General features: G+C 52.8%; 14 protein-coding genes. 7 read left to right on the top strand and 7 right to left on the bottom strand.

The genetic code is table 11. The features are described 5' to 3' along the window. Positions 1-31: 31 nt before the first annotated feature. The 6 genes from rhlE (at position 32) to hcxB (ending at position 6812) form a co-directional block, all read left to right on the top strand. Positions 32-1396, top strand: coding sequence for an ATP-dependent RNA helicase RhlE (gene rhlE, locus D9741_RS16545; protein ID WP_130214883.1), 1365 nt, complete (start codon positions 32-34; stop codon positions 1394-1396). 157 nt (positions 1397-1553) lie between these two features. After that, on the top strand, positions 1554-1994 hold the full coding sequence (locus D9741_RS16540) for a hypothetical protein (RefSeq protein WP_130214881.1): 441 nt from the start codon (positions 1554-1556) through the stop codon (positions 1992-1994). Then, on the top strand, positions 1994-2275 hold the full coding sequence (locus D9741_RS16535) for a type II toxin-antitoxin system RelE/ParE family toxin (protein ID WP_130214879.1): 282 nt from the start codon (positions 1994-1996) through the stop codon (positions 2273-2275). Before D9741_RS16540 ends, D9741_RS16535 begins: the two co-directional genes overlap by 1 nt. Before the next feature lie 170 nt (positions 2276-2445). Next, positions 2446-4596: an ATP-dependent DNA helicase DinG gene (gene dinG / locus D9741_RS16530; RefSeq protein ID WP_130214877.1), complete on the top strand. Its 2151-nt coding sequence runs from the start codon at positions 2446-2448 to the stop codon at positions 4594-4596. 27 nt (positions 4597-4623) lie between these two features. Next, positions 4624-5586, top strand: coding sequence for a DNA-binding protein YbiB (gene ybiB, locus D9741_RS16525; protein ID WP_130214875.1), 963 nt, complete (start codon positions 4624-4626; stop codon positions 5584-5586). Between the two features lie 140 nt (positions 5587-5726). Beyond that, positions 5727-6812, top strand: coding sequence for a hydroxycarboxylate dehydrogenase HcXB (gene hcxB, locus D9741_RS16520; protein ID WP_130214873.1), 1086 nt, complete (start codon positions 5727-5729; stop codon positions 6810-6812). 228 nt (positions 6813-7040) lie between these two features. Here the strand turns inward: hcxB and ybiJ are convergent, their stop codons facing one another. The 6 genes from ybiJ to mcbA form a co-directional block, all read right to left on the bottom strand. Continuing rightward, on the bottom strand, positions 7041-7301 hold the full coding sequence (ybiJ, locus tag D9741_RS16515; RefSeq protein WP_000849307.1) for a DUF1471 family protein YbiJ: 261 nt from the start codon (positions 7299-7301) through the stop codon (positions 7041-7043). A 264-nt stretch (positions 7302-7565) separates the two neighbouring features. Further along, positions 7566-7832, bottom strand: coding sequence for a C4-type zinc finger protein YbiI (ybiI, locus tag D9741_RS16510; protein ID WP_130214871.1), 267 nt, complete (start codon positions 7830-7832; stop codon positions 7566-7568). A 73-nt stretch (positions 7833-7905) separates the two neighbouring features. Then, positions 7906-8583: a PKHD-type hydroxylase YbiX gene (gene ybiX / locus D9741_RS16505; RefSeq protein ID WP_130214869.1), complete on the bottom strand. Its 678-nt coding sequence runs from the start codon at positions 8581-8583 to the stop codon at positions 7906-7908. A 49-nt stretch (positions 8584-8632) separates the two neighbouring features. Next, positions 8633-8950 carry a hypothetical protein gene (locus D9741_RS16500; RefSeq protein ID WP_130214867.1) on the bottom strand — a complete coding sequence of 106 codons (318 nt, stop codon included), beginning with the start codon at positions 8948-8950 and terminating at the stop codon, positions 8633-8635. A gap of 55 nt (positions 8951-9005) precedes the next feature. Further along, positions 9006-11288 (bottom strand): catecholate siderophore receptor Fiu, encoded by a 2283-nt coding sequence (locus D9741_RS16495; protein WP_130214865.1) that lies wholly within the window; start codon positions 11286-11288, stop codon positions 9006-9008. A 264-nt stretch (positions 11289-11552) separates the two neighbouring features. Further along, positions 11553-11813, bottom strand: a complete 261-nt coding sequence (gene mcbA, locus D9741_RS16490; RefSeq protein ID WP_010347475.1) for a DUF1471 family periplasmic protein McbA — start codon at positions 11811-11813, stop codon at positions 11553-11555. 275 nt (positions 11814-12088) lie between these two features. Here mcbA and rlmF point away from each other — a divergent pair, with 275 nt between their 5' ends. Continuing rightward, positions 12089-13015: a 23S rRNA (adenine(1618)-N(6))-methyltransferase RlmF gene (gene rlmF, locus D9741_RS16485; RefSeq protein WP_001275941.1), complete on the top strand. Its 927-nt coding sequence runs from the start codon at positions 12089-12091 to the stop codon at positions 13013-13015. On the opposite strand, the gene ybiO is transcribed toward rlmF, so the two are convergent. After that, on the bottom strand, positions 13012-15237 hold the full coding sequence (gene ybiO / locus D9741_RS16480; protein WP_130214863.1) for a mechanosensitive channel protein: 2226 nt from the start codon (positions 15235-15237) through the stop codon (positions 13012-13014). The genes rlmF and ybiO overlap by 4 nt on opposite strands. Positions 15238-15276 lie beyond the last annotated feature (39 nt).

Raw genomic sequence — 15276 nt, 5'->3', positions numbered from 1 at the left:
CCGGTAACGGTCGGGGCGGTTCGGAGTAGTTATGTCTTTCGATTCTTTGGGTTTAAGCCCTGATATCCTGCGCGCCGTTGCCGAGCAAGGTTACCGTGAACCCACCCCTATTCAGCAGCAGGCGATCCCTGCGGTGCTGGAAGGCCGCGACCTGATGGCCAGTGCCCAGACCGGCACGGGCAAAACAGCGGGCTTTACGTTGCCGCTACTACAACACTTGATTTCCCGCGAGCCGCACGCCAAAGGGCGTCGTCCGGTTCGTGCGCTCATTCTTACCCCGACCCGTGAACTGGCGGCGCAGATTGGCGAAAACGTCCGTGATTACAGCAAATACCTGAACATTCGTTCGCTGGTGGTGTTTGGTGGTGTGAGCATTAACCCGCAGATGATGAAATTGCGTGGCGGCGTTGATGTTCTGGTGGCAACGCCGGGGCGTTTGCTGGACCTGGAACATCAGAATGCGGTGAAGCTGGACCAGATAGAAATCCTCGTCCTCGATGAAGCTGACCGCATGCTCGACATGGGCTTTATCCACGATATCCGTCGCGTGTTAACAAAACTGCCAGCGAAGCGCCAGAACCTGTTGTTCTCCGCGACCTTCTCTGACGATATTAAAGCCCTGGCGGAAAAACTGTTGCACAACCCGCTGGAAATCGAAGTGGCACGCCGCAATACCGCGTCTGATCAGGTGACCCAGCACGTTCACTTTGTTGATAAGAAACGCAAACGCGAATTGCTGTCGCACATGATTGGGAAAGGGAACTGGCAGCAGGTGCTGGTGTTTACTCGTACCAAACATGGCGCTAACCATCTGGCTGAACAGCTCAATAAAGATGGCATCCGAAGTGCGGCGATCCACGGTAATAAATCGCAAGGTGCGCGTACTCGTGCGCTGGCCGATTTTAAATCGGGCGATATTCGTGTACTGGTGGCAACTGACATCGCTGCGCGCGGTCTGGATATCGAAGAGTTGCCGCACGTCGTCAACTATGAACTGCCAAACGTACCGGAAGATTATGTCCACCGTATAGGGCGTACCGGTCGCGCGGCAGCTACCGGTGAAGCGTTGTCGTTGGTGTGTGTTGATGAACACAAACTGCTGCGTGATATCGAAAAACTGCTGAAAAAAGAGATCCCGCGCATTGCGATTCCGGGCTATGAGCCGGACCCGTCAATCAAAGCGGAACCAATCCAGAATGGTCGCCAGCAACGTGGCGGCGGCGGTCGTGGGCAAGGTGGTGGTCGCAGTCAACAGCAACCTCGCCGTGGGGAAGGTGGCGCAAAATCTGCAAGCGCGAAACCTGCAGAAAAACCCTCTCGTCGCCTCGGCGATGCCAAACCGGCAGGCGAGCAACAACGTCGCCGCCGTCCGCGTAAACCTGCCGCTGCGCAGTAATCTTTTGATGCCGGGCTATGCCCGGCATCTTCGCAACAAATCTCTTTCTACCGCAATTTTATCCTGGGCAATTTACGATCAAGGTGCTGCAATTTATTATTAATTGCGCTATCTTTAATTATAAATTGCATGCCGTATACAAAGAGGTTAGCGCATTATGGCACCAGAAACGATCGATCACTCAACCTTACATAAACTGGTTGAATCTGGCGTAGTGGATGCAGCACACGTTATTGGCACCCAGGGAGGTTGGTCGTTGACCGTGAAATACGGCCACACTGAACGGCCTCTTGCAGCACAACGCAGTCGGCAAATTCGCTTGTTTAAACGGCTGGAAACGGTTGTCAACTACCTGAAAGATGTTGGTATTGCCCGGTTTGAAGTCGACGCCTCTCATTACGACCCGGACGGTCAGAAGAAAACGACCCGACCAGACAGGGCAGAGGCATTAAAACGAGCTCATGAAGCTGCCGCGTATGACGCCTGGTTTCGTGAACAGGTGCAGGTTGCCATTGACGATCCACGCCCGGCGCTCTCTCATGAAGAGGCCAAAAGTCTATTTGCTGCCCGTAAAAAAGCCTTGCTGAAGGGGGATTAATGCGTCTGGAATGGAAGCCAATGTCCCTGTCTGACAGGGAGCAAATCATGGAATACATCAGTAAAGATAATCCGCAAGCGGCAATTGCCCTTGATAATCAATTTGAAGCCATTGCGGAACAGGCCTGTGAACGCCCGGAGATGTACCGGGCCGGACGAGTCGCTGGTACACATGAAGCCGTTGTCAGGCCGCATTATGTGCTTATCTATCAAGTGGAGGGCGATACGCTCTCGGTATTGCGTGTTTTACATACCGCCCTGCAATGGCCGCCAGCGCAATAAGCCTGCGTGCATTGTCTTTTACTACGCAATGATGTTTCTTCTGTTGCGAGAAAACCCCACAGCCAGAAAACGATATTGCGAGCCGCTTTCCAGAAACAGAAAAACCATTACCCCTGAAAACCGAAAAATGCCACAATATTGGCTGTTTATACAGTATTTCAGGTTTTCTCATGGCATTAACCGCCGCGCTTAAAGCGCAAATTGCCGCCTGGTATAAGGCGCTTCAGGAACAGATCCCCGACTTTATTCCCCGTGCGCCGCAGCGGCAGATGATTGCGGACGTCGCCAAAACGCTGGCCGGAGAAGAAGGGCGGCATCTGGCGATTGAAGCCCCCACCGGCGTTGGGAAAACGCTCTCCTATTTGATTCCCGGCATCGCCATTGCCCGCGAAGAGCAAAAAACGCTGGTGGTGAGTACCGCCAACGTGGCGTTGCAGGATCAGATCTACAGCAAAGATTTACCGCTGCTGAAAAAGATCATTCCCGATCTTAAATTCACTGCCGCTTTTGGGCGTGGGCGCTACGTTTGCCCGCGTAATCTGACGGCGCTCGCCAGCACTGAACCCACGCAACAGGATCTGCTGGCGTTTCTTGACGACGAACTGACGCCGAACAATCAGGAAGAGCAAAAACGTTGTGCGAAGCTGAAGGGCGATCTCGACACTTATAAATGGGATGGTCTGCGCGATCATACGGATATCGCTATAGATGACGATCTCTGGCGTCGTTTGAGTACCGACAAAGCCAGCTGCCTCAACCGCAACTGTTACTACTATCGTGAATGCCCGTTTTTTGTTGCTCGTCGGGAGATTCAGGAAGCGGAAGTGGTGGTGGCAAACCATGCGCTGGTAATGGCGGCGATGGAAAGCGAAGCGGTATTACCTGACCCGAAAAATTTACTGCTGGTGCTGGATGAAGGGCATCACCTGCCGGACGTGGCGCGGGATGCGCTGGAGATGAGCGCCGAAATCACCGCGCCCTGGTATCGGCTACAGCTGGACTTGTTCACCAAACTGGTCGCTACCTGCATGGAGCAGTTTCGCCCGAAGACGATCCCACCGCTGGCGATCCCTGAACGTTTGAATGCGCATTGTGAAGAGTTGTATGAGCTTATCGCCTCGTTAAACAACATTCTCAATCTCTACATGCCTGCCGGGCAGGAGGCAGAGCACCGTTTCGCGATGGGCGAATTGCCTGATGAAGTGCTGGAGATCTGCCAGCGGCTGGCAAAACTCACCGAGATGCTGCGTGGTCTGGCGGAGTTATTTCTTAACGATTTAAGTGAGAAAACCGGCAGCCACGATATTGTACGTCTGCATCGGTTGATTTTGCAGATGAACCGCGCGCTGGGGATGTTTGAGGCGCAAAGCAAACTCTGGCGGCTGGCGTCTCTGGCGCAATCTTCCGGTGCGCCAGTGACCAAATGGGCGACGCGGGAAGAGCGCGAAGGGCAACTGCATCTCTGGTTTCACTGCGTGGGAATACGTGTTAGCGATCAGCTGGAAAGGCTGCTGTGGCGCAGTATTCCGCACATTATTGTCACCTCCGCGACCTTGCGATCGCTGAACAGTTTTTCGCGTTTGCAGGAGATGAGCGGGCTGAAAGAGAAAGCGGGCGACCGCTTTGTGGCGCTGGATTCCCCCTTCAACCACTGCGAACAGGGCAAAATTGTTATTCCCCGGATGCGCTTTGAGCCTTCCATTGACAACGAAGAACAGCACATTGCTGAAATGGCGGCGTTCTTCCGTGAGCAGGTGGAGAGCAAAAAACATCTCGGTATGTTGGTACTGTTTGCCAGCGGACGGGCGATGCAGCGGTTTCTCGACTATGTGACGGATTTACGGTTGATGTTGCTGGTGCAGGGCGATCAGCCGCGTTACCGTTTAGTTGAACTGCACCGCAAACGCGTCGCCAACGGTGAGCGCAGCGTACTGGTGGGCTTACAGTCTTTTGCCGAAGGGCTGGATTTAAAGGGCGAGCTGCTAAGTCAGGTGCATATCCATAAAATTGCCTTCCCACCCATTGACAGCCCGGTGGTGATCACCGAAGGGGAATGGCTGAAAAGCCTCAACCGCTATCCGTTTGAGGTGCAAAGCCTGCCGAGCGCCTCGTTTAACCTGATTCAGCAGGTTGGGCGACTGATTCGAAGCCACGGTTGCTGGGGCGAAGTGGTGATTTACGATAAACGCTTGCTGACCAAAAACTATGGCAAGCGACTACTGGATGCATTACCGGTATTTCCGATTGAGCAACCGGAAGTCCCTGAAGGTATAGTTAAAAAGAAAGAAAAAGCGAAATCCCCACGCCGTCGGCGGCGTTAATGATGTGAGTCAGGTAAGGAGTCGTAAATGGACTATCGCAAAATCATTAAAGAGATCGGGCGCGGGAAAAACCACGCGCGCGATTTAGACCGGGATACTGCGCGCGGTCTGTATGCCCATATGCTCAACGGTGAAGTCCCTGACCTTGAGTTGGGCGGCGTATTGATTGCGCTGCGTATCAAAGGGGAAGGGGAAGCAGAGATGCTCGGCTTTTACGAAGCCATGCAAAATCACACCATCAAGCTGACGCCGCCTGCAGGCAAGCCGATGCCGATTGTCATCCCCAGTTACAACGGCGCGCGTAAACAGGCCAACCTGACGCCGTTGTTGGCGATTCTGCTGCATAAACTCGGTTTTCCTGTGGTGGTTCATGGGGTTAGCGAAGATCCAACTCGTGTGCTGACCGAAACCATTTTCGAACTGATGGGCATTACGCCAACGCTACATGCCGGACAGGCGCAGGCGAAGCTCGACGAACATCAACCAGTGTTTATGCCAGTCGGTGCGTTTTGCCCGCCGCTGGAAAAACAACTGGCGATGCGCTGGCGGATGGGCGTGCGTAACAGTGCGCATACCCTGGCGAAACTGGCGACGCCATTTGCCGAAGGTGAGGCACTGCGTCTTTCCAGCGTTTCGCATCCGGAATACATCGGACGCGTCGCGAAGTTCTTTAGCGATATTGGCGGACGAGCGCTGTTAATGCATGGCACTGAAGGTGAAGTGTATGCTAATCCGCAACGCTGCCCGCAAATCAATCTGATCGACCGCGAAGGGATGCGGGTGCTGTATGAAAAACAGGACACTGCTGGCAGCGAGCTACTGCCACAAGCCAAAGACCTGGAAACTACGGCGCAGTGGATTGAACGTTGCCTGGCTGGCAACGAACCGATTCCCGAATCGCTGAAAATCCAGATGGCTTGCTGCCTGGTGGCTACGGGTGAAGCGGCAACTATCAGCGACGGCCTGGCGCGCGTTAAGCAATCATTTTAAGTTCTCCCCCAGCCGGATGAGCACTGTCATCCGGCCTTTACCCCACCGCAATATGAAATTCCTGCATCTTTATTGACCTTCCCGCGTCTGGCGCGCAGCATAAAAAAGCAACAGGCATATAACATAAACAGGAGTTAACCATGGAAAGTGGTCATCGCTTTGATGCGCAGACGCTACACCGTTTTATTCAGGCTGTATTTCGTCAGATGGGGAGCGAGGAACAGGAAGCAAAATTAGTTGCCGATCATTTAATCGCGGCAAATCTGGCTGGGCATGATTCACATGGCATTGGCATGATCCCAAGCTATGTGCATTCCTGGAGCCTGGGTTCTTTGCAAATCAACCATCACGCCAAAATTATCAAAGAGGCGGGGGCTGTGGTCACGCTTGATGGCGATCGCGCATTTGGTCAGGTGGCGGCACACGAAGCGATGGCGCTGGGGATTGAGAAAGCGCATCAGCACGGCATTGCCGCCGTGGCGCTACATAACTCGCATCATATCGGCCGAATCGGTTATTGGGCGGAACAGTGCGCGGCGGCGGGGTTTGTCTCTATCCACTTTGTTAACGTGGTTGGTATTCCAATGGTTGCACCGTTCCACGGCCGCGACAGCCGCTTTGGCACCAATCCGTTCTGTGTGATTTTTCCACGTAAAGATAACTTCCCGCTGTTGCTTGATTACGCCACCAGCGCCATCGCATTTGGTAAAACTCGCGTCGCCTGGCATAAAGGTGTTCCCGTGCCGCCAGGCTGCCTGATTGATGTTAACGGCGTCCCGACGACTAACCCGGCGGTCATGCAGGAGTCGCCGTTGGGTTCGTTGTTGACCTTTGCCGAACATAAAGGCTACGCGCTGGCGGCGATGTGTGAAATTCTTGGCGGGGCGCTTTCTGGCGGTAAAACGACGCATCAGGAAACGTTGCAAACCAGCCCCGATGCCATTCTTAACTGCATGACCACTATCATCATCAACCCGGAACTGTTCGGCGCGCCGGATTGTAGTGCGCAGACCGAAGCCTTTGCCGAGTGGGTGAAAGCTTCGCCGCATGATGAAGATAAGCCGATTTTGCTACCGGGTGAGTGGGAAGTGAACACGCGTCGCGAACGGCAGGAGTTGGGGATCCCATTGGATGCGGGAAGCTGGCAGGCCATTTGTGATGCGGCGCGACAGGTTGGTATGCCGGAAGAGACGTTGCAGGCTTTCTGTCAGCAGTTAGCCAGCTAAAAAAAAGCCCGTCCAGTGTCGGACGGGCAAACAAGGGTAACATAGGATCAATGAGGGTTAGAGCATATGCGTCTGTCGGCAAACAGACAGGGAAATACTTTTGCTGGATGTAGCGTAAACGCCATATCCGACCAACGGTTCGGATTTTGTAGGCCTGATAAGACGGGGTTGCGTCGCATCAGGCATCTGTTGTCGGATGCGGTGTAAACGTCTTATCCGACTTACGAATTACTTATAGATAACCGCAGTTCCGCTTAATTTATTGTTGTTGGTGGCGGAAGTAATGCTGTATCCACTAGCCCCAGCAGCTGCCGCTTTCTCAGCCAGTTTCGCTTCCAGGGCATCGAGGGTGGATGCGCCATCGGCAGAAACTACGCCGATTTTGTTCATGCTCTGTGCCTGGGATGCCGTTACCGGTTCCGCGGCAAACACGCCAAATGACAGAGTTGAAAGAGCCATAGCAGCAACAACAGTATTGATAGTTTTCATAATTAATCTCTCGCAGGTGATTTTTGTTTAAGTGACGTTGTTTCGTCGATGTGATGAGTATCACGTTTTTTTACGAGAGATAAAATCGAAGAGAATTGACCGCCTTGTTCAAATAAATTGATTGATATCTAACATATTGATAAACCATTTATTTGTTGTACTTATGGACCCGTTTTATATCGCGTGGCAGTCACGGCAGCGTTAAAGGCACGGAATGCCACGAAAAATACAAATTATACTCGCTATACATCCCGGCAGTTGCAGTTAACGTAACTGGCTGTCTTTCGAACCTCTGCGATTATATCCTGTATAAGCTGGTTTTTGTAAATCTTTCTCCTGCTGACAATGAATGCATAAGCGCACGCCAGGAATGGCTTCCCGACGGGCCTGCGGGATGGGGGCGCCACACTCTTCACATTCATACAGGCTTTCGCCACGCGGAATTTCACCCCGAGCGCGAGCGATCGCATCTTCAATTGTACTGTTGATCTGTTCGTTGACGGCGTCATCGCTAGCCCAACCGGATGCCATATCGTCCTCCCCATATCAATGCTTGTACAGTTAAGTGTAGCTAATATAGGGTCGAACTCTGGCAGTTCAAGCGTCAGATCTCCGACCATTCCCGCAGCAGATTATGATAAAGATTGAGCAGCGACAGGATCTCTTCACTTTCGCCATAGCGGCTTTTCAGCGACTGAATATTGTTGTCCAGTTCAAACAGCATGGCGCGCTTTTTATCATCGCGGATCATCGACTGGATCCACATAAATGATGCCACTCGCACGCCGCGGGTTACGGGTGTCACGCAATGCAGGCTGCTGGAGGGGTACAACACCAGATCGCCAGCCGGAAGTTTAACCCGATGTTGTCCGAAGGTATCATTTACGACCAGTTCGCCGCCGTCGTAGCTTTGTGGATCGCTCAAAAACAGCGTGGCAGAAAGGTCAGTACGCATCCAGCCGTTTTGTGGATGGCTGCGTACTGCGCCATCCACATGGAAACCATAGGTTTCATTGTTCTGATAGCGATTAAACAGCGGCGTGGAAAGGGTACGCGGCAAGGCAGCGGCAAAGAACAAAGCATGTTGGTTAACCGCGTTCAGCACCTCATTTTGCAATTCGGCGTACAGGGCGCTGCGGATATCAACTTGCTGATTGTTCTTAACTTGTGCGCCTTGTGCGCCGGTGGTGACGCGTCCATCAACCCATTCGGCTCGTTCCAGTTGTTCGCGAAACCGGGCGACGTCCTGTGGCGATAACACGCCGGGAATGTGGTACATCATACAAGTTCTCCAAAAAGTGGGGCCAGCGCCCCACACCGATTTTTAACAGTCATGCCGGATGCGGCGTGAACGCCTTATCTGCCCTACCAAATGATGTGAATTCAATGTATTGCACAACCTTGTAGGCCTGATAAGCGCAGCGCATCAGGCAATGGTACTCAGGTGCCGGATACGGCGTGAACGCCTTATCCGGCCTACAAAATGATGTGAATTCAATGTGTTGCACAACCTTGTAGGCCTGATAAGCGCAGCGCATCAGGCAACGGTGTTCAGATGCCGGATGCGGCGTGAACGCCTTATCTGGCCTACCAAATGATGTGAATTCAATGCATTGCACAACCTTGTAGGCCTGATAAGCGCAGCGCATCAGGCAGACCTGTTCTCGCCATCAACATTAGTGAGCCTTGCGCCCCACATCTGAATCAGAAATGCATATTGGCGGTGAGCAGGAACGTTCTTGGTTCGCCCGGGTGGTAACGGTAGCCGCTCTTGTTGATTGAGGCGACGTAATCGGTATCAAACAGGTTGTAGACGTTTAGCTGGAAGTCGAGATTGCGATTAACCCGATATCCCAGTTTGGCATCGGCGACCCAATAACCTTCGGTAAATGCTGGCGTTCCCACCGCGCCGTCTGAACCTTTATGCATACTGCCGATGTAACGCGCGCCCGCGCCAACGGAAATATCATCGGTTGCCTGATATTGGCTCCATAAGGTAAAGGCGTGCTCCGGCGTATATGGCAGTGATGATGAACCATCCTGAGCCACGTCCGCGCCATTTTTAATGGTCGCTTTTTGCTGGGTATATCCGCCAATCACCTGCCACGCGGGCGTGATATTCCCGGCCACGGATATCTCATAGCCTTCGACGCGTTTCTTACCGTATTGTGAGTAAGTCCCGTCATCGTTTTGCTCAACTTCATTTTCGATATCAGTACGGAACAGCGCGGCGGTAAGTAGCAGGCGTTTATCCAGAACCTGCCATTTGGTGCCAATCTCGCTGGTGTTGGCTTTTTGCGGTTTAAAGTCGGTGCGGCTGGCGCTGTTACCGCTGCCAGACTGCGCAAGGGCGAAGTTGTTGCCGCCCGGCGGCTGCTGGGAAACGGCATAGTTAATATAGATATTGCCGTTTTCCGTCAGGTGATACAGCGCCCCGGCTTTCCAGTTGACCAGATTGCCCGACTTGGTAGTGTCGACGGTGGTGACCGGAGAACCGTTTGCCACGCCAGCAGGGCAGGTGACTGCGCCGCGTCCACTGCCGCCGCAGGCGGTGGCACTGTCATATTCAGTATGATAATTATCCAGGCGGATCCCGCCGTTCAGCTCAAAATCACGGGTGATTTGCAGCGTATCGAAGGCATAAATTGCGAAGGTATCCGTCTGACCATTGGCGTTTGCGCCATTGCGTGTCAGGCCGCCGGGATGAATGCTGCTGTCAGGATGATAAATATTCACCGCCGGTAACGTCACCGGATTAACGCCGTAGTTGGTCTGCGTTTCACGGGTAAATTCCACGCCGGTACTGACATCATGACCGATAGAGCCGGTATAAAACGTGGTAGTCAGGTTGGTCTGGTTGGTGAGAATTTTATTACTCACATCTTTGGTGTTCGCCGTACGTGACCAGGTCCAACTATTCACATCGCTGGTAGGCTGGGTAATATTCGACGCCCCGCCCATAATCGCCGTCATCAGGTAATCCTGCTTCACGCGCGACCATCGGGTCGTATTGCGAATGGTGGTGTTATCGTTGATGTCGTGCTCAAAACGCATGGTGGCGGTATCGGTGGTCGAATCGTCGTAATCGGAATCCGTGCCATAAAAGTTATGCGTATCAACTTTTCCGGAATGATTCAGTGCCGCCGTTCCCGCAGATGGTGCAGAATAGCCCGGCAAACCGATGGTCGGAATGCCGCCGTCTGGCGTGTTGTGCTGGGTGACATGCAGATAATTAAGATACAAACGATTCGCTGTGCCAAGGCCAAAAGCTACGGAAGGGGCGACGCCGTAACGCTCATTTTTGACTTTGTCGCGTCCGGCATCGTGCGTTTTTTCGCCCATCACATTCAGACGCACCGCGGAGGTATCGCCAATCACCTGATTGACGTCCAGCGTGCCGCGGCGGAACCAGGCGCTGCCAATACTGGCGGAGGCGTCAATGCCGGAATCATTGCGCGGCTGCTTGCTGATCATATTGATCGAGCCCGTCGGCGCGCTGCGCCCGTAGTCGGTACCGGACGGACCTTTAATCACTTCGACCTGCTCAGTATTGAAGGTGTCGCGCGAGACGCTGCCGATATCGCGAATGCCATCAATATAAATACTGTTAGAGGTATCGGCACCGCGCATATAAATGGCGTCGCCAGTGGTGGAGTTACCGTTCTCACCAGCAAAAAATGCGCCTACGCCGGGGACGTTTTTGAGCGCGTCGGTAAGGTTGGTCGCGCCCTGATCTTTAATCACTTGTTCAGAAATCACCGTCATCGTGCGGGTCGTATCCGCTACCGGACGCGAGAATTTCGGATCGGCAGATTGTTGTGGCGCATAAAGCGAAGGCGTTGATGCTTCGACAACCAGCGTGTCATCCGCGTTAGTTTGCCCTTCGGCGGCGAGTGCCTGTGCTACAGGCGTGATGCCAATACAAAGACCGGCAAAGAACGTGAGCGAGTGAAATTGTCTGGCAGGGAAATTGCGATTGTTTTCCATTTGGCAGGTGACTTTTTCTTATATGTTTAAGTTTTCACTGTCACGAGAAAGCATCTCTGCGGATGCGATGCCACTGTTAATCCCGTAATAGTGTTCATGAAAGTGATAATAATTTTGATAAGCATTATCACTTAGCGCGATTTTCTATCACCCATTGCGCGAAAAAGAAATACATTTATTTACATTGCGTTCATATTTGATGTTTTTTGATTACAAAACAGGCGAAAACTGCATCCAGAGGCGAATGCAGTTACGTTGGTGGGGTTATTTGTAGATGGTTGCAGTACCGAACATCTGGTCATTTCCGCCCGCGGAATTAATGACATAACCTTTCGCGCCTTGTTCGCGCGCTTTTTCTGCCAGTTTATCCTCCAGATCGCTTAGGTTTGATGCGCCAGTTGCCGAAACGGTACCGGCGGGCCGTAGCTGACCGCTGTCCTGGTTACTCAGAGGCTGCGCGGCATAAGCCGTGAAGGTGATTCCGCTCAGGACGGTGGCAATCAGTAGTGCGAGGCACTTTTTCATAATGACATCCTCAGAAATACAACGAGTAGTGCCTGATAAGTGTAGGTCGCCTGTGCGGTGCAAATGACGCAAAAAATTGACAGAGATGTGCTTATTTTTTGAACGATATATTTTTACAAAACAAGACAAATCAATGACATGCATGATGCTGATTTTTATGGTGAATTGCTATAAGCCATAGTCATGTTAAGGTCTTTCGAAATGATAAACGCAGCCAGATATTTACCCTGTCGCGTTATGCGGGTATCTTACGCCGCTGCTTAAAGGAGAATGCTATGTCCGCCCAGAAACCGGGGTTGCATCCGCGCAACCGTCATCACAGCCGCTACGATCTCGCCACGCTTTGTCAGGTCAATCCTGAACTCAGGCAATTCCTCACGCTTACACCCGCCGGGGAGCAAAGCGTAGACTTTGCCAATCCGCTGGCGGTGAAGGCGCTCAATAAGGCGTTGCTGGCCCATTTTTACGCCGTAGCGAACTGGGATATCCCGGACGGTTTTCTCTGCCCGCCAGTACCGGGCCGGGCGGATTATATTCATCACCTTGCCGATTTACTGGCTGAAGCAAGCGGAACAATTCCAGCTAATGCCAGCATTCTGGATATCGGCGTTGGTGCGAACTGTATTTACCCGCTGATTGGCGTACATGAATATGGCTGGCGTTTTACCGGCAGCGAAACCAGCAGCCAGGCGTTAAGCAGTGCGCAGGCGATCATCAGTGCTAATCCAGGGCTTAACCGCGCCATTCGTCTGCGTCGGCAAAAAGAGAGTGGGGCGATTTTTAACGGCATCATCCATAAAAACGAGCAATACGACGCGACCTTGTGTAACCCGCCATTCCACGATTCCGCCGCTGCGGCACGGGCAGGTAGTGAGCGTAAACGCCGTAACCTTGGGCTGAACAAAGACGATGCACTGAACTTTGGTGGTCAGCAACAGGAGTTGTGGTGTGAAGGCGGTGAAGTCGCCTTTATCAAAAAGATGATTGAAGAGAGCAAAGGTTTCGCGAAGCAGGTGATGTGGTTTACCTCGCTGGTATCTCGTGGTGAAAACTTACCGCCATTGTATCGTGCTTTGACGGACGTGGGCGCGGTGAAAGTGGTCAAAAAAGAGATGGCCCAGGGGCAAAAGCAGAGTCGCTTTATTGCCTGGACCTTTATGAACGACGAGCAGCGTCGCCGTTTTGTCAATCGCCAGCGTTAAAGCGTTGGCTCCCCCGGCGGCAGCGGTTCTGCCGGGGCCGCGCCCGGAGCAGGCAGCACCTGATAAGTCTGTACTGGTGCGCGAACACCCTCCAGGTCGAAATGCTTTTTCACCTGGCTGTCGAGGGCAAAGCGTACCGTCCACTGTTTGAGTGGCAGCGTGGTGAACGAAACACGCAGTGTAAATGCGGTATTGCTTAAGCCGACAATCCCGGCAAAGTTCGGTTCACCAATAACCAGCCCGCGAATTTCTTCGTTTTCCATCAATTCCGCTACCGCATCTTTCAGTGCCTGATTGGCTTTATCAGCATCTTCATGGCGATCAACATCGTAATTTGCCACCACCGAACCAATGCCGCGGACGAAGTTAGCAAAAGTGGTAATCGAAGACCACGGAATGATGTGATACGCCCCGGTATCCTGACGCACGCCCACGGAGCGAATCGACATCCGTTCCACAGTGCCGGTCAACGGCCCGATAGTCACCAAATCTCCAGTGTTCATGCCGTTTTCAAACTGAATAAATACCCCGGTGATAATATCTTTCACCAGCGTTTGCGAACCAAACGAGATAGCCAGACCTAATGCTCCGGCACCTGCCAGCAATGGCGCGATATTGACGCCGATTTCCGACAACACAATCATGATGGTGATGGTACTGATAATCACCGCCAGCGCGTTACGGAACAGCGTCAGCAGGGTACGCGTGCGGGCGCTCGGTAGCGGGCGGCCATGAATATCCGAAGCCAGCCGGTTTTCGATCAAACTGGCGAGCACCGTCCAGCCAACCGCCGAGAAGAAAAGAATGAGTGCGATACGGATCAGGATATCTACGGTTTTCTGCCCCGCGCCGTTTTGCAGCCAGTTCCAAAAATCGAACAATCCCCATGCGCTCAACAGCAACATTACCGCCACGCAGACTGTCAGAATACGCGCCGTTTTCAGTGCCGCCGAAAGCCAGCCATTCAGCCGTTTTTGCAGCTCCGGATAGTTACGCTGAGTATGTGGCGAGAGGGTGATGGTTTTCGCCAGCCAGCGGGAAAACATACCGGAAACAAACGCTGCGATACCAATAATCGCCAGGCTGCGCACCGTTGCACCCATCATAAATTTCAGGCTGTTGCCTGGATCGAACAACGAAAAGAAAAACAGCACGATAAAATAGGCGCTTGCCAGCCAGTGCCACACCAGCGCAAAGGCGCGGATAAACAGGCTGAAAAAGGCCAGCGAATGCTCCGCAAAGTTGAGCAAATGTTGGGTAATCTCTTTTTTATTACGAAAGATCAGGTACAACGCCCAGACGGTCATGCACAGCATAATGATGACGTTCGCCAGCGCACCTATCTGTACATTCACCTGATTAGAGATAATCGGCACGGCCACAATCAGGCCATAGCCAATCAGGCTGCTTAACCAGCTCAGGCGACGGCTCCAGTAACGGGCGCTCTCGTCCTGAATCGTGAACGGGCGCAGCTCCGCCACGTTTGGGCAAAAAATCAGGCGTAGTACAGCTTTGAAAAATTCAATCAGGGCAAAGGCGTTGAGAAACAAACTTTGTTGGAAAGCGATGGTGCGACTGCCCGCATTCAGGTTGTCGCTTAAAACCTGACCGACAAATAATGTCAGTGCCAGTAACAGCAGGTCGATAATAAACGCCCCGATAATCATCGCCGGAAGCTGCAACCAGTTGCTGCGCTCACGATTTTTTTGCCGCGCCCACTGACCCATTTTGCGATACAGCGGCAGTGCGCACAGACGAATCAGCCAGTAAAAACCAAACACTAATACCGCTAACATTGAAAAATGGCTCAGCGCATTGCTGAAGGTTTGTGGATTAAACGGCTTATGCGGGGAGCCGGTGATATTGCGATAAAGTTGCCCGAAGCGGGCGGAAAGGGCTTCACCATAATGGCGGCTGACTTCGGTGACCTTTTGCAGCACGGTTTGCTCTTCAACCAGCGTCGGCGGCACGATCTTCGGTACCGGTTCCGCAGGGGGCGTAGCGGCGACGGTGCGCAACTGGTCGATCAACTCTTTACGCGAGGTGTCGTTATCCAGCACATCCGCCAGTGCGCCATAGGCCGCTTTTTTTTGTTCGATATCCGGTTCCGGGGCCGGTTCAGTCGTTGAGTCCGTTGTCGTTGTGGTTGTAACGCCGGGTATGGATACCGCGTGGGCAGGTGCGCCCAGCAGGCAGAAGAGGATGAACAGGATCCACCGCATGACTCCTCCAGTGAGAAAACAGAGCAAAAAGATAAGTAT

It is taken from the genome of Escherichia sp. E14V7, assembly GCF_004212225.1.
Taxonomy (GTDB): domain Bacteria; phylum Pseudomonadota; class Gammaproteobacteria; order Enterobacterales; family Enterobacteriaceae; genus Escherichia.
Note: the sequence above shows the minus strand (reverse complement) of the source record. Positions and strands in the feature narration are given on the sequence as shown.